This window comes from Stenotrophomonas sp. 116085_Sma, assembly GCF_056479585.1.
This window is the reverse complement of sequence record NZ_CM151057.1, coordinates 3,959,049-3,974,321: the sequence shown is the minus strand read 5'-3', so window position 1 is coordinate 3,974,321 and position 15,273 is coordinate 3,959,049. Positions and strand designations below refer to the sequence as shown.

The 15,273-nt window shown below is 66.9% G+C and carries 12 protein-coding genes and 1 tRNA gene; 4 read left to right on the top strand and 9 right to left on the bottom strand.

What is annotated here, in order from left to right:
• Window positions 1–9 precede the first annotated feature (9 nt).
• Window positions 10–870 (top strand): YicC/YloC family endoribonuclease, encoded by an 861-nt coding sequence (locus ACZK0Z_RS18430; RefSeq protein ID WP_197632762.1) that lies wholly within the window; start codon window positions 10–12, stop codon window positions 868–870.
• 57 nt (window positions 871–927) lie between these two features.
• Here ACZK0Z_RS18430 and selD read toward each other — a convergent pair whose 3' ends face one another.
• The 9 genes from selD to fdnG form a co-directional block, all read right to left on the bottom strand.
• Entirely contained in the window at window positions 928–2,007 is a 1,080-nt protein-coding gene (gene selD / locus ACZK0Z_RS18425) for a selenide, water dikinase SelD (protein ID WP_197632763.1), read from the bottom strand.
• Window positions 2,008–2,033: 26 nt separating this feature from the next.
• Window positions 2,034–2,129, bottom strand: a tRNA-Sec gene (locus ACZK0Z_RS18420).
• A 24-nt stretch (window positions 2,130–2,153) separates the two neighbouring features.
• A complete protein-coding gene (selB, locus tag ACZK0Z_RS18415) occupies window positions 2,154–4,085 on the bottom strand; it encodes a selenocysteine-specific translation elongation factor (protein WP_197632764.1) in 1,932 nt (643 codons plus the stop codon).
• The gene (selA, locus tag ACZK0Z_RS18410; RefSeq protein WP_197632765.1) at window positions 4,082–5,506 is read right to left on the bottom strand and encodes an L-seryl-tRNA(Sec) selenium transferase; all 1,425 of its coding nucleotides are present in this window, start codon (window positions 5,504–5,506) and stop codon (window positions 4,082–4,084) included. Before selA ends, selB begins: the two co-directional genes overlap by 4 nt.
• Window positions 5,507–5,509: 3 nt before the next feature.
• Window positions 5,510–6,493 carry a formate dehydrogenase accessory protein FdhE gene (fdhE, locus tag ACZK0Z_RS18405; RefSeq protein WP_197632766.1) on the bottom strand — a complete coding sequence of 328 codons (984 nt, stop codon included), beginning with the start codon at window positions 6,491–6,493 and terminating at the stop codon, window positions 5,510–5,512.
• Window positions 6,474–6,659 (bottom strand): hypothetical protein, encoded by a 186-nt coding sequence (locus ACZK0Z_RS18400; RefSeq protein WP_336339810.1) that lies wholly within the window; start codon window positions 6,657–6,659, stop codon window positions 6,474–6,476. Before ACZK0Z_RS18400 ends, fdhE begins: the two co-directional genes overlap by 20 nt.
• Before the next feature lie 222 nt (window positions 6,660–6,881).
• Window positions 6,882–7,529, bottom strand: coding sequence for a formate dehydrogenase subunit gamma (locus ACZK0Z_RS18395; protein WP_049432600.1), 648 nt, complete (start codon window positions 7,527–7,529; stop codon window positions 6,882–6,884).
• Window positions 7,526–8,443, bottom strand: coding sequence for a formate dehydrogenase subunit beta (gene fdxH, locus ACZK0Z_RS18390; protein WP_197633721.1), 918 nt, complete (start codon window positions 8,441–8,443; stop codon window positions 7,526–7,528). The genes ACZK0Z_RS18395 and fdxH overlap by 4 nt, the downstream gene beginning before the upstream one ends.
• Before the next feature lie 10 nt (window positions 8,444–8,453).
• A complete protein-coding gene (gene fdnG / locus ACZK0Z_RS18385; RefSeq protein ID WP_197633720.1) occupies window positions 8,454–11,522 on the bottom strand; it encodes a formate dehydrogenase-N subunit alpha in 3,069 nt (1,022 codons plus the stop codon).
• 292 nt (window positions 11,523–11,814) lie between these two features.
• Between fdnG and gmk the strand changes: the two genes are divergently transcribed.
• The 3 genes from gmk (at window position 11,815) to ACZK0Z_RS18370 (ending at window position 15,158) form a co-directional block, all read left to right on the top strand.
• On the top strand, window positions 11,815–12,480 hold the full coding sequence (gmk, locus tag ACZK0Z_RS18380; protein WP_057499642.1) for a guanylate kinase: 666 nt from the start codon (window positions 11,815–11,817) through the stop codon (window positions 12,478–12,480).
• A 110-nt stretch (window positions 12,481–12,590) separates the two neighbouring features.
• Window positions 12,591–12,890: a DNA-directed RNA polymerase subunit omega gene (gene rpoZ / locus ACZK0Z_RS18375; RefSeq protein ID WP_005410877.1), complete on the top strand. Its 300-nt coding sequence runs from the start codon at window positions 12,591–12,593 to the stop codon at window positions 12,888–12,890.
• A 105-nt stretch (window positions 12,891–12,995) separates the two neighbouring features.
• A complete protein-coding gene (locus ACZK0Z_RS18370; RefSeq protein ID WP_049432610.1) occupies window positions 12,996–15,158 on the top strand; it encodes a RelA/SpoT family protein in 2,163 nt (720 codons plus the stop codon).
• The last annotated feature ends 115 nt before the right edge of the window (window positions 15,159–15,273 follow it).

Below are 15,273 nucleotides of genomic sequence, written 5' to 3'. Positions count from 1 at the left end.
ACACAATCCATGAGTCGAAGCATGACCGCCTACGCCGGCGGCGAGCGGGTCACCCCGTGGGGCACGCTGGGCTGCGAGCTGCGCTCGGTCAACCACCGCTTCCTGGAGGTCGGCACCCGCCTGCCCGAGGAACTGCGGGCGCTGGAACCGCAGCTGCGCGAGCGCGTTGCCGCGCGCCTGAGCCGCGGCAAGCTGGATCTGGTGATGCGCCTGCGTGCGCCGGAAGCGGCGGCCAACCTGCAGGTGGATGAAGCCCTGCTGGGCCAGCTGGGACGCCTGGCGCACCGGCTGACCTCGGATTTCCCCAACCTGCAGGTCAGCTTCACCGAGCTGCTGCAGCTGCCGGGCGTGACCCGTGGCGAGGCCGCCGATGCCGCCGCCCTGCAGGCAGAGGCGCTGGCCCTGCTGGACCAGGTGCTGGACGGCTTCGTCGAGGCCCGCGAGCGAGAAGGTGGAAAGCTCTCGGCAGCCATCAGCGAGCGCGTGGACGGCATCGAACGCATCGCAACGGAAGTGCGCACCCTGATTCCGGCCATTCGCGACGGCCAGCGCGCCAAGCTGGCCGCACGCCTGGCTGACCTGCCGCACCCGGTCGACCCCGGCCGCGCCGAGCAGGAGCTGGTGCTGTGGCTGCAGAAGCTGGACGTGGATGAAGAACTGGATCGCCTCGGCAGCCACATCGTCGAGATCCGCCGCGTGCTCAAGCAGCGCGAGCCGGTCGGCCGTCGCCTGGACTTCCTGCTGCAGGAGTTCAACCGCGAAGCCAATACGCTGGGTTCGAAGTCGGTGGACAGCCGCACGTCCAATGCGGCGGTGGAGCTGAAGGTGCTGATCGACCAGATCCGCGAACAGGTGCAGAACATCGAGTGATGTTGCACCCAGCGAAACAACAAGGGCGCCTGCGGGCGCCCTTGTCGTTCCCGCGCATCAGCGCACGCTGACGCCTGGTGTTCCAGCGCTCAAGCGGCCGATCACGCCTGCCTGGCCAAACCCTGCGTCGTGGAAACAGGCCAGCACCGCATCCACTGCTTCCGGGGCACAGGACACCAGCAGGCCGCCGCTGGTCTGCGGGTCGGTCAGCAGTGGCTGCCAGTGTGCTGGCAACCCGTCGGCGAAGCGCACGTCGGCGCCATACGAGGCCCAGTTGCGGTGGGACGCGCCGGTCACGCAGCCGTGCTGCAGAAGTTGCAGGGCCTGAGGCAGCAGCGGCACCTGGGCACTGTCCACCTCGGCAGCGACACCACTGGCGCGGCACACTTCCAGCAGGTGGCCGAGCAGGCCGAAACCGGTCACGTCGGTCATCGCGTGCACGCCGTCCAGTGCGGCCAGCGGGACGCCCACGGTGTTAAGTCGGGTGGTCGACTCGAGCATCTGCTGGTAGCCGTCGGCATCCAGCACTTCTTTTTTCAGTGCTGACGAATACACGCCCACGCCCAACGGCTTGCCCAGCACCAGCACGTCGCCGGCGCGGGCATCGGCATTGCGCTTGAGCCGCTGTGGATCGAGCATGCCGATCGCGGCCAGGCCATAGATGGGTTCCACCGAATCGATGCTGTGGCCACCAGCCACCACGATGCCGGCATCGGCGCAGGCGCGTTCGCCGCCCTGCAGGATGCTGCGGATGGTGTCCTGCGGCAGGGTGTTGATCGGCATGCCGACGATGGCCAGTGCGAACAATGGCCGTGCGCCCATCGCGTACAGGTCCGACAACGCATTGGTGGCGGCGATGCGGCCGAAGTCGAACGGGTCGTCGACAATCGGCATGAAGAAATCGGTGGTGGCGACGATCGCCTGGTGGTCATCAAGGCGGTATACCGCCGCATCGTCGCTGGTCTCGCGGCCGACCAGCAGTTCAGCTGGTGCCGGAAGCGCTGGAGCGCCGCGCAGCAGTTCCGTCAGTACGCCCGGCGCGATCTTGCAGCCGCAGCCGCCGCCGTGCGCCAGCGAGGTCAGGCGTTGCGGGGCATCGGCCGTTGAAGGAGCGGGGGACTGCGCGTGCGTGGCCATGCCGACATCTCCTGCGGAAACACGAATGGCGGAAGGCAGCAGGAGTCGAACCTACCAGGGAACGATCGACGCCCCCTACTGGGTTTGAAGCCCAGCCGCATGCCCGGATGCGCATGCCTTCCGAAAGTACCGCGGTACCGGTCGACTCAGTCGCGGGCTGCGTTCCATTGCAGATCGCCGCGTGGCCGATGCTGGTCACCGACGCGTCGAGTGTAGCCAACGCGATTGAAGAACTCCAAGATCTGGATGCTGCGCTTGCGGCCCAGGCCGATGGCATCGCGGAAAGCGGCCGCATCCACCGTGCCGGTGGCCTGCGACAGCTGCGCGACGATCGCGGCCAGCTCGGCAATGCGGGCCGGCGCATAGAACAGGTCCGGTACTACCTGGAACAGTTCACCGCGCGCTGCGGCGCGGCGCAGGGCGGCGCGGACCTCGTCTTCGACCAGACCGAAGCCGGCGGCCAGGGTGCGCACCCATGGCGGATCGAAACCGCCGTCATGCAGCTGCGGCAGCACGCGTTCGAGCAGCAGGCGCTCGCGTTCCGGTGGCGCGTGGTCATGGCCGGGCAGGCGCCACCAGGCGCCCACGCGCTGCACGCTGCCGTCGTCCAGCAGGTCCTGGAGCAGCGCGTTCCACAGGCTCGTTGCCAGCGCAGGCAGGGTGCTGCGCTGCAGGCGCCCGCTGTCGACACCGGGTTCGTCAGGGCGTCGTTCATGCCAGCCACGCAGTGAGGCGATTACCTGTTCGCGCAGCACCTGCCAGTGCGCAGCGAGGATGACCACAGTGGCGTCGCGGGTGGCGATGCGCTGCGCGCCTGCAGGAAGATCGATCCGGTCGGCGGCGCGCCGGCAGTAGCGCTGCAGCGCGGCCAATGGAATTCCGGAGGGCGCCTGCTGAAGCAGCGGGCCAACATCTGCGCTGGTGGCCAGCTGTTCCAGCGCCACCAGCCACGCCAGGCGTGCAGGGCTGCGCCGCCGCCGTTGTGGCGGATCCGGATCGAGTACCACACCGCCGCCCAGCGTACGGGTTGCCGCCGAATCGCGGGCAATGAAGCGATCGCCGCACATCGCGCATACCGGCGCGTCGAACACCAGCTGCACGAGCTGTCCATTGCCGTGGTCACGATCTTCCAGCAGCACTGCATGGGCCTGCCGGTGCATCGTGCCCCAGTGGATATGCAGCGGCGCCCAGTCGCGCAGCGGCGGTGCCAGCGCGGAGAGCCGCAGGCGCACATCAACGCGGGTGGTGGCCAGCAGTGCGCGCGGGTCGGCGATCCAGTCGCCGCGGTGGATGTCGTCGCGGGCGATTGCGGCCAGGTTCAACGCGCAGCGTTGCCCGGCCATCGCGTGGTCGCTGGCCTGGTTCTGCGCGTGGATGCTGCGTATGCGCACGTCAGTGGCGGCCGGCATCAGCTGCAGATGCTCACCCACCGCGGCGATGCCGCCGTGCACTGCGCCGGTTACCAGCGTGCCGTGGCCGGCCAGCGAGAAAACACGGTCCACCGGCATGCGGAACAGCTCGCCGCGCAGCCTGGCTTGCCGCGCGCCGGCATCGGCTGCGGCCCAGGCATGCAGGCGGGCACGCAGCGCGTTTATGCCGGCATCGTCGGGTACGGTGCTGTTGCACGCGAACACTGGGGCATCCTGCAGCGGCGTGCCGGCCAGCAGGGCAGCGATCTCGATCTCGACCCGGGCGATGCGCGCCGCATCCACGCGGTCGATCTTGGTGAGGGCCACCGCACCGCGTTCCACGCCCAGCAGTTGCAGGATGGCCAGATGCTCGCGGGTCTGTGGCATCACGCCGTCGTCGGCAGCGATCACCAGCAGGGCGACATCGATGCCCGTGGCGCCGGCCACCATCGTGTGCACGAAGCGCTCATGGCCCGGCACGTCGACGAAGCCCAGCGTCGCGGCCGAGCCTTCGACGTCCCGGCTTTCCACCGGGACATAGGCGTAGCCCAGTTCGATCGATATGCCGCGCGTGCGCTCTTCCTGCAGGCGATCGGTTTCGATGCCGGTCAGTGCGCGTACCAGGCTTGTTTTGCCATGGTCGATATGCCCGGCGGTGCCGACGATCATGCCTGCAGCGCGCTCCATTGGGCGAGGAAGGCCGCTTCGTCCCCGGGTTCCAGGCAGCGCAGGTCCAGCCACAACGCGTCATCGGCAATGCGGCCCAGCACCGGGCGTGGTAGCTGACGCAAGCGCTTGGCCAGGCGATCCAGTCCGCCACGGCGTGCGCTGGCAATGCGCAGTCCGGCGCTGGCCAGCTGCGCCTGTGGCTGCGCGCCGCTGCCGATCTGGCTGTGCATCGAAGCAGGCTCGAGGGTGTAGTGCGCCGCCAGCGAGGCACGCATCGGCTGCAGCAGGCGCTGGGCCTGCGCTTCGATATGCTCCTGCGTGCGCGACAGCATGCGCAGCGTCGGTAGCCGCTGCGCCAGCAGCTCCGGTTCGCGGTACAGGGCCAGCACCGCTTCCAGTGCGGCCAGGCCCATCTTGTCCATGCGCAGTGCCCGCTTGAGCGGGTTGCGGTTGATCCGCGCAATCAGGTCAGCGCGGCCGGCGATGATGCCGGCCTGGGGACCACCCAGCAGCTTGTCGCCACTGAACGAAACCAGATCGGCGCCAGCGGCCAGCGCTTCCTGCACGGTGGGCTCGTGCGGCAGCCCGAAGGCCGCCAGATCGCACAGGCTGCCACTGCCCAGGTCCACGACCAACGGCAAGCCATGTTCGTGCGCGATGCCCGCCATCGTCGCAGTATCAACTTTGGCAGTAAAACCGGTGATTGCGTAGTTGCTGGCATGCACCTCCATCAGCAGCGCTGTGCGCGCGCCGATGGCGTTGGTGAAGTCGGTCGGGTGTGTGCGATTGGTGGTGCCCACTTCCAGCAGCCGCGCGCCCGCGCTGCGCATCACATCCGGGATGCGGAAAGCGCCGCCGATCTCCACCAGCTCGCCGCGTGAGACGATCACCTCGCGGCGGTTGGCCAGGCTGTTGAGCAGCAGCAGGACCGCAGCTGCATTGTTGTTGACCACGGTGGCGGCTTCGGCGCCGGTCAGCTCGCAGACCAGTGCCTGCACCCGCGTATCGCGGTCGCCGCGACGGCCACGGGAGATGTCGAATTCCAGATCGATCGGTGCGGTCATCGCACGGGTCACCGCCTTCACCGCGGCCTCGGGCAACAGGGCGCGCCCGAGGTTGGTGTGCAGCACGGTGCCGGTCAGGTTGAACATCGGCTGCAGGTCCAGGCGTGCATCGCTGGCCAGTTCAGCATCGAGTGCCGCGGCCAGCGCAGGGCCGTCGATGGCTTCCTGCAGCTGCGCGGTCGACAGCTGGCCGGCGCCGATACGGTCGCGCAGCCCCTGCAGGTGCGAACGCAGCAGCTGGGTGATGCGGCTGCGGCCGCGGCGTTCGATCAATGCCGCCAGTGCTGGCAGGCGCAGCAACCGGTCCAGCGAGGGCAGGGCGGCAACCGATGCCGGGGTGGGGGACATGGCAGCCATCGGTCAGTCGCTGTCGGATTGCCACAGCAGCGGATTCTGGCTGGCACGCGCATAGCCATCCTCGGCCAGCAGCAGATCCAGCGCCAGCGTGCCGAGATCATCAGCCACCGGCTCCAGTGACGGGTCTTTCTCCAGATACAGGATCTTGCGATAACTGTGGCAGTGGTCGCACGTCTCGGCACGCACCGCACTCTCGCGCACCGCCTCGCCGCTGTCGCCGTCCACCTCGGCCAAGGCGCGATACGCGATGTCCTTGCCGGCGGCACCACACTGGCTGCACTGCACGCGCACGTAATGCCACTGGCAGGCGCACAGCGAGCATGACAGGTAACGATAGGAGGCGTAGGGCGGGCGCGCCTGCACCACGCTGGCCACCGGCAGCGTGCCGCACAGCGGGCACAGCCCCGGCGCATCCGCCAGTGGCTTGAGGTCGGTGGGCCGGAAGCTGGCCGCGAGCACTGCCCAGTAGACCTGCAGTGCGTTCATCACCAGCAGTGCTGCAACCGCGTCCACCGATGGCGCGTCATCACGCTCCAGCACGGCATGGGCCTGCGCATCCAGCCAGGCATCGTCGGCAGCGGCGACGCGCTGCAGCTCCTGCCGGGTTTCCACCGGAAGCCCGGCTTCGTCGGCACAGTGCTGGCACAGCGTGCGCAGCCAGTTGCGCCAGCAGCCATCGAGCTGCAGGGTATTGGCCGGGCGTAACGGCATCCCGGCACTGGCGGCCGCAGTCGACTGCTGTGCACGCGCCTGTGCCTGAACCTCCTCGCGTTGCTGCGGCGTCAACTCATCCAGCAGTGCCTGCTGCGCATCGGCCAGCGCCGCCAGCAGCTGCAGGTAGCCACCGATGGCGCTGTGCACAGCCAGGCTGCGCAGCCGCGCCGCGCGTTCGGCGAACAGCGATGCCGCATCGGGCAGGATGATGCGCGGAACATCGCGCGAGGCCAGCGTCTCGATCTCACCGGGTTCAAGGATGCGTTGCGCCATGCAGGGCCAGCCGGAAGAACCAGCCTCCATCCTCGCCGTTGTCAGCGCTGGCGTCCAGCGTGACGCCGGCCATTTGAAAGGTCGGGGTCAGATCCGTTTTCCAGAGGAAAACGGATCTGACCCCCTCGGTTGTTGCCGTGTTCATCGTGTCGACCAAGGTCGACACCCACCAAAAGCAGCGCAGAAAGCCGTCCCGACAGATCGCAGGAAACTGTCGAAGGCGGGGTGGGTCCGGTTGCGGGGGTGTCCGCGGCATGGATGCCGCGGCCAAACCCCCATGGATGGGTTTACGGCGTCCCCCGCAACCGGACCCACCCCGCCGTCCTACGGATAGCCGCTGTTGCTGTTGCATTGGCCTGAAGCGGGTGCAGGGCCGCAGGCCCTGCCGCTAGCCCTGTTCCCGCCGCCCGCGCAGGATGTCCCGGAACCACTGCCGGTGGTGCTTGTACGCCCACCCGTAGGTCACCTTGCCCTGCGTCATCGCCCGCACCGACCCCTTGATCCAGATCGCCGCATAGATGTGCACCACGATCGCGCAGATCAGCACCCAGCCGAACAGCGCATGGGCAAGCACCGAGAACCGGATCACCCCGATCGGGAAGAAATGACTGAAGTACTGCCGCCAGATCACGAAGCCGGTCAGCAACAGCGCCGACAGGCAACCGATGATGGCCCAGAACAGCAGTTTCTGGCCGGCATTGAAGCGGCCCACCGGTGGCAGCCGCTCGTCTTCGTTGCGCAGTACATCGCGCATGCCGCGCATCCACTTGCCATCGTCGGCGCTCGGCAGGTTGTCGCGCCACATGCGGAACGCCAGCAGCGCAAAGCCCACCACCATCGCCAGGCCGATGAACGGATGCAGGATGCGCGTCCACGGTCCGCCGCCGAACAGCTGGGTCAGCGGAAACAGGGCAGGGTGGAACAATGCCAGCCCGGACAAGGCCGTCAGTACGAAGCAGATCGCCACGATCCAGTGGTTGATGCGGGTCGGCGCGCGGTAGCGGATGATCTGTCGCGGGTGCGGTGCGTACTTCATGGCCGCTGCTCCTCTTCGATCTTCTTCGCCTCGTGCTCGGCTTCCTCTTCTTCCTCGTCATTGACCGTGTTGCGGCCGATGCCGATGTAATGCAGGAAGCCGGCGAAGGCAGTGGCGGCGATCGCCAGTACGCCCAAGGGCTTGGCCACGCCCTTCCAGACCTCCACCATCGGGCTGATCCGCGGGTCCTTGGGCAGGTCGGCGTACAGCTCGGGCTTGTCCACGTGCTGCAGCACGTACATCACGTGGGTGCCGCCGACGCCCTGCGGATCGTACAGGCCGGCGTTCTCGTAGCCGCGTGATTTCAGGTCTTCGACGCGGCCGGCGGCATGTTCGGTCATCGCCTGCTTGCTGCCGAAGGTGATCGCGCCGGTCGGGCAGGTCTTCACGCAGGCCGGTTCCTGGCCCACGGCCACCCGGTCCGAACACAGCGTGCACTTGTAGGCCTTGTGGTCCTTCTTGGAAATGCGCGGCACGTCGAACGGGCAGCCGGTCACGCAGTAACCGCAGCCGATGCAGTTCTCTTCCTGGAAATCGACGATGCCGTTGGCGTACTGGATGATCGCGCCGGGCGATGGGCAGGCCTTCAGGCAGCCCGGGTCGCTGCAGTGCATGCAGCCCTCCTTGCGGATCAGCCACTCCAGCTTGCCCTTCTCGTCCTCGTATTCGCGGAACTTCATCACCGTCCACGACTGGTCACTCAGGTCCGGTGGGTTGTCGTAGCTGCCGACGCAGCTGCCGACTTCGTCGCGCAGGTCGTTCCACTCCATGCATGCGACCTGGCAGGCCTTGCAGCCGATGCACTTGCTCACGTCGATCAGCTTGGCGACCTGGCCGGTGTGGGCGCTGCGCGCCTGTGGCGAGGGCGTGGTGGTGGCCGAGCGGCGGATGATGTCCAGCGATTGCAGTGACATGGCGTGTCTCCTACACCTTCTCGACCTTGACCAGGATGCACTTCGATTCGGGCGTCTGCGAGTTGCCGTCACCGATGGCGTTGGTCAGCGTATTGGCGATGTAGCCGGGCTTGGCTGCACCGAGGAAACCCCAGTGGATCGGAATACCCACCTGGTGCACGGTCTTTCCATCGATCTGCAGGGCCTTGATGCGCTTGGTCACCATCGCCACGGCTTCGATGTGGCCGCGCTTGGAACTCACGCGCACGCGGCTGCCGTTGTTGATGCCCAGCTCATCGGCCAGCGCGGCGCCGATCTCGACGAACTGCTCGGGCTGGATGATGGCGTTGAGCTTGCCGTGCTTGGTCCAGAAGTGGAAATGCTCGGTCAGGCGGTAGGTGGTGGCCACATGCGGGAATTCGTCCGGCGAACCGATCTGCGCACGGTCGCTGGCGAACACGCGGGCGGCCGGGTTGTTCAGCGTCTGAGCCTGGCCGGGGCTGAGCGGGTTGCTGCGCAGGGGCGTATCGAACGGTTCGTAGTGCTCCGGGAATGGGCCTTCGGCCATGCCGGCCTTGGCGAAGAAGCGGGCGATGCCTTCGGGGTTCATGATGAACGGGCCCATGCCCCCGGCCGGGTCTTCGTCGGCCTTGAAGTCCGGTACGTCCACGCTGCCCCAGTTCTTGCCGTTCCAGGCCAGCAGGGTGCGCCGCGGATCGAACGGCTGGCCGGCCACGTCGCACGAAGCGCGGTTGTACATCACGCGACGGTTGGCCGGCCACGCCCAGGCCCAGCCCAGGGTATTGCCGATGCCGGTCGGGTCGCTGTTGTCACGCCGCGCCATCATGTTGCCGGTCGGGCCCCAGGCACCGATGTAGATCCAGCAGCCGGAGGACGTGCTGCCGTCGTCGCGCAGGTCGCCGAACGCGGCCAGCTGCTCGCCGGCCTTGCGCACCAGCTTGGTCGGGTCCTTCGGATCGAACACGTCCACCAGCGCCTTGCCGTTGTATTCCATCGCCAGCTCTTCCGGCGTCGGTGCCTCGGGGTTGGAATACTTCCAGGCCAGGTCGCGCACCGGCTCCCACCAGGCGCCGCCGTCCTTCTCGTACATCGCCTTGATGCGATGGAACAGCTCGGACATGATCTCGATGTCGCTGCGCGCTTCGCCCGGCGGATTGGCCCCCTTCCAGTGCCATTGCAGCCAGCGCGAGGAATTCACCACCGCGCCGTTCTCCTCGGCGAACGAGGTGGTCGGCAGGCGGAACACCTCGGTCTGGATCGCACTGGGGTCGACATCGTTCAGCGCGCCGTGGTTCTGCCAGAACGCGATGGTCTCGGTTTCCAGCGGATCCATGCTGACCATGAACTTCAGCTTGGAGAACGCGCTGATCAACTTGCCCTTGTTCGGCGCCGAGGCCAGTGGGTTGAAGCCCTGGCAGATGTAGCCGTGGATCTTGCCTTCGTTCATCAGCTCGTACGCCTGCAGCATGTCGTACGGCTTGTCGAGCTTGGGCAGGTAGTCGAAGCACCAGTTGTTGTCGGCGGTGGCGGCGTCGCCCCACCACGACTTCATCAGGCTGACGTGGAACTTGGGGTAGTTCTGCCAGAACGACATCTGGTTGGCGCGCAGCGGTTTCTGCGTGCGCTTGGCGATGTAGGCGTCGTAGTCCTGCTCGTCCTGTTTCGGCAGGGTCAGGTAGCCGGGCAACAGGTCGGACATCAGGCCGATGTCGGTCAGGCCCTGGATGTTGGAATGCCCGCGCAGTGCGTTCATGCCGCCACCGGCCACGCCGATGTTGCCCAGCAGCAACTGCACCATGGTGCCGGCACGCACGTTCTGCGCACCGATGGAGTGCTGCGTCCAGCCCAGCGCGTACAGGATGGTCATCGCCTTGTCCTTGCCGGCGGTGGACGCGATCATGTCCCAGATCTGGCGGATGCTGTCGGCCGGCGTACCGCAGATGCGCTCGACCATCTCCACGGTGTAGCGCGCATAGTGCTGCTTGAGCAGGGTGTAGACGCAGCGCGGGTCCTTCAGCGTCGGGTCGCTGCGCACGAAGCCATCATCGCCGTACACGTAGTCCCAGCTGGAACGGTCGTAGCTGCGCTTCTCGGCGTTGTAGCCCGAGTACAGGCCGTCCTTGAAGGCGAATTCGTCCTTCACCAGGAACGACATGTCGGTGTAGTTCAGCACGTACTCGTGCTGGATGCGGTCCTCGGTCAACAGGTAGTTGATCAGGCCGCCCAGGAACACGATGTCGGTGCCGGTGCGGATCGGCGCGTACACGTCGGCCACCGCGGCCGAGCGGTTGAAGCGCGGGTCGACCACGATCAGGCGTGCCTTGTTGTGTGCCTTGGCCTCGGTCACCCACTTGAACCCGCACGGATGGGCCTCGGCGGCATTGCCACCCATGATCAGGATCAGGTCGGCATTCTTGATGTCGACCCAGTGATTCGTCATCGCACCACGGCCTAGCGTCGGGGCAAGACCTGCCACCGTCGGGCCGTGTCAGACACGTGCCTGGTTGTCGAATGCCAGCATGCCCAGGGAGCGCACGACCTTGTGGGTCAGCACCGCCGTTTCATTGCTGGTGGCCGAGGCGGCCAGCATGCCGGTGGTCAGCCAGCGGTTGACCGTCTGCCCGGCTTCGTTCTTCTGCACGAAGTTGGCGTCGCGGTCTTCCTTCATCAGCCGCGCGATGCGGTCCAGCGCATCGTCCCAGCTCAGCCGCTTCCACTCGTTCGAGCCCGGCGCGCGGTACTCGGGGTAGAGCAGGCGCGACTTGCTGTGGATGATGTCGGCCAGGCCGGCCCCCTTCGGGCACAGCGTGCCGCGGTTGACCGGATGGTCCGGGTCGCCCTCGATATGGAAGATGCTCGGCTCGGCGTTCTTGGCGCCATCGCCGAGGCTGTACATCAGGATGCCGCAGGCCACCGAGCAGTACGTGCAGGTGTTGCGGGTCTCGGTCGCGCGGGTCAGCTTGTATTGCCGGACCTCCGCGAGCGCGATGCCGGGCGCGAAGCCCATCAAAGCCAGGCTGGAGCCCACCAGGGTTGTCCCGGTGACCTTCAGGAACTGGCGGCGACTCATCGAGGGCATGCCGTTCTCCTTGGATGGCGGGGCGGCACGCAGACCACCCGGCTGTCGGTAGGTACGCGCCGGTTATAGCACAGGCCCCCGGATGCCCATGTGGCACTAGGGCCGGTACCGGCCGGACGGGCGCGAAAAGGGGCCGCTCTGGTAAAGTTGCGTGCCCGCACCCCGGGGAAGCGTCTGCCGGGCCTGGTTCCAGGATGTTCCGCGCAGCCCCCGCCATCCTGGCGCGATCCTCCGCGTCGGATCTGGAACACCGAGGAAAAATTTTGCGAAATCAACCCGTTGGATCCGCCGCATGAGCGCCCCGTCGAAGCCGTCGGACGCCGTTGCGCGCGGCACGCTGTACATCGTTGCCGCCCCTTCAGGCGCCGGCAAGAGCAGCATCGTCAACGCCACCCTGGCGCGTGATCCGCAGATCGCCCTGTCGATCTCCTTCACCTCGCGCGCGATGCGTCCGGGTGAAGTGAACGGCCAGCACTACCATTTCGTCTCTGCGGAAAAGTTCGAGGAAATGATCGCCGCCGGCGACTTCTTCGAGCATGCCTGGGTGCACGGTGACTGGAAGGGCACCGCCCGGCAGTCGGTGGAGCCGCAGCTGGCCGCCGGCCAGGACGTGCTGCTGGAGATCGACTGGCAGGGCGCCCAGCAGGTGCGCCAGCTGGTGCCGGGCACGGTCACCGTGTTCATCCTGCCGCCGTCCAGGCAGGCGCTGCAGGACCGCATGCGCAAGCGCGGCCAGGACAGCGAGGCGGTCATCGCCCAGCGCCTGGGCGCGGCCCGGGATGAAATGCTGCACTTCAACGAGTTCGACTACGTCATCGTCAACGAGGTGTTCGACACCGCGGTGGACGAGCTGTGCGCCATCTTCACCGCCAGCCGCCTGCGCCGGGAGGCCCAGAAGGTCCGCCATGCCGGCCTGATCCAGGCCCTGTTGACCCCGGATCCGGGCGCAACTGACTGATTCCAAAAGAATCGGGTGGGGGTTGGCTTGATTTTGTCCAGCCCCTGCCAGTACACTCCGTCCCCTTTCCCTCATTCGACTGAGCGGCCGACCGGTCGCCGGGAGCCCGTATGGCCCGCATCACCGTAGAAGATTGCCTGGAAGTCGTTAACAACCGTTTCGAACTGGTCATGATGGCGTCCAAGCGTGCCCGCCAGCTCGCCAACGGCGTGCAGGCCACGCTGGACAACAGCGAGACCGAGGACAAGCCGACCGTGCTGGCGCTGCGCGAAATCGCCGCCCGCAAGATCGACAACGCGCTGATCGACGAAGTCGAGAAGGCCGAGCGTGAGCGCGCCGAGCGCGAAGCGCTGGAGTGGGCTGCCGCCGAAGTGGTCGCCGACGAAGACATGTCCAAGAACGACGATTGATCGCATCGATCAACGTCATTGCTGGATCGCCGAACAGCCCGCCCCGTGCGGGCTGTTTCGCATTCAGGATTTGCCGTAAACGTCGCGCTGGAATAGGCTTCGGGCATGAACCCAGGCCCCACTGCCAAGGTCGCCGCAGCCCCCGCTGCCGCCGTACCCGACTACGTCCTCCAGCTTGAACGCGCCGCCCACTATCTGCCGCCGGAACAGCTGCCCCTGCTGCGCCGTGCCTGGGAAGTCGGAGCCTCCGCGCACGCTGGACAGACGCGCAAGTCGGGCGAGCCCTATATCACTCATCCGGTGGCCGTGGCCCAGGTGCTGGCCGAGCTCGGCCTGGACGTGGAAGCGCTGATCGCCGCGATCCTGCACGACACCATCGAAGACACCCCGCTGACCCGCGAGGCGCTGGCCGCCGAGTTCGGCGAAGCCGTGGCCGAGCTCGTCGACGGCGTGACCAAGCTGGACAAGCTGAAGTTCCGCGATCGCCAGGAAGCGGCCGCCGAGAGCTTCCGCAAGATGCTGCTGGCGATGTCGCGCGACCTGCGCGTGATCATGATCAAGCTGGCCGACCGCCTGCACAACATGCGCACGCTGGGCGCGCAGAGCCGCGAAGCGCGCGGTCGCATCGCCCGCGAGACGCTGGAGATCTATGCGCCCATCGCCCAGCGCCTGGGCATGAGCCTGGTCAAGAGCGAGCTGCAGAACCTCGGCTTCAAGGCGCTGTACCCGTGGCGCCACGCCATCATCGAAAAGCACATCCGCAGCCAGCCGGTGGTGCGCCGCGAGGCGATGGCGCAGGTGGAAGTGCAGCTGTCGCAGCGCCTGGCCAAGGAGGGGATCGAGCATCGGCTGATCAGCCGCATCAAGACCCCGTGGAGCATCTACAACAAGATGCGCGACGAGAACAAATCCTTCGACCAGGTGATGGACGTGTTCGGCTTCCGCCTGGTCGTGCGCAGCGTGCCCAGCTGCTACCACGCGCTGGGTTCGGTACATGCCACCTTCAAGCCGCTGGATGGCCGCTTCCGCGACTTCATCGCCATTCCCAAGGCCAACGGTTACCAGTCGCTGCATACCGTGCTGTTCGGGCCGTACGGCTCGCCGATCGAAGTGCAGATCCGCACCGAGGAAATGGACCTGATCGCCGAGCGTGGCGTGGCCGCACACTGGACCTACAAGTTCGGCGGCGATTCGCCCAACAGCGCGCAGAGCCGTGCACATGCCTGGATCGTCGAACTGATCGACTCGCAGCGCGCTGCCGGGTCCTCGCTTGAGTTCCTCGACAACGTCAAGGTCGACCTGTTCCCGGACGAGGTCTACCTGTTCACGCCGAAGGGCAAGATCCTGGCCCTGCCGCGCAACTCCACCGCGCTCGATTTCGCCTACGCCGTGCACACCGACGTCGGCAACATGGCCGTGGCCTCGCGCGTGGACAAGAAGCTGGTGCCGCTGCGCACCAAGCTGGTGTCGGGCCAGTCGGTGGAGATCATCACCGCACGCTCGGCCACGCCGAAACCGCAGTGGCTGGAATTCGTGGTCACCAGCAAGGCACGCACCGCCATCCGCCACCAGCTGAAGCAGCTGGAACACGAAGACGCCGTGCAGCTGGGTCACCGCATGCTGGACCGCGCGCTGGAAGCGATGGATTCCTCGCTGGAACGGCTGCCGAAGGGGCGCCTGGATGCGTTCCTCACCGAACACCGCTTCCCGCGCCTGGAAGCCCTGCTGGCCGAGGTCGCGCTGGGCAACTGGATGCCGACCCAGGCCGCGCAGGCATTGATGGCCTACGCCGAGCTGCGTGGCGGCCCGCATTCGCGCCACCATTCGCAGGAAAAGATCCTGATCAACGGCAGCGAGCGTGGCGTGGTCACCTTCGCCGGCTGCTGCCAGCCGATTCCCGGCGACGAGATCATGGGCTATCACACCGCCGGCAAGGGCATCGTGGTGCACCGCATGGACTGCCCGAACCTGGCCGAGCTGCGCAAGTCGCCCGAGCGCTGGGTGCCGATCGGCTGGGACACCACCGTGTCCGGCGACTACGACACCTCGCTGGTGGTGGAAGTGGAGAACGGCACCGGCGTGCTGGCGCAGCTGGCCGCCGCCATCGCCCAGAGCCACTCCAACATCGAACGGGTGGACTACCTCGACCGCGACTTCAACGCCGCCGTGCTGGCGTTCAACATCCAGGTACGCGACCGCAACCACCTGGCCGAAGTGATGCGCCGCCTGCGCCGCCTGTCGGTCGTGCAGTCGGTGCGCCGCCAGTAGAGCCACGCCATGGGTGGATGCTTTCTGTAGAGCCGAGCCCATGCTCGGCTGCTCCAGCCCGAGGCAGCCGAGCATGGGCTCGGCTCTACAGACGGCGCATCACATGACCGGATTG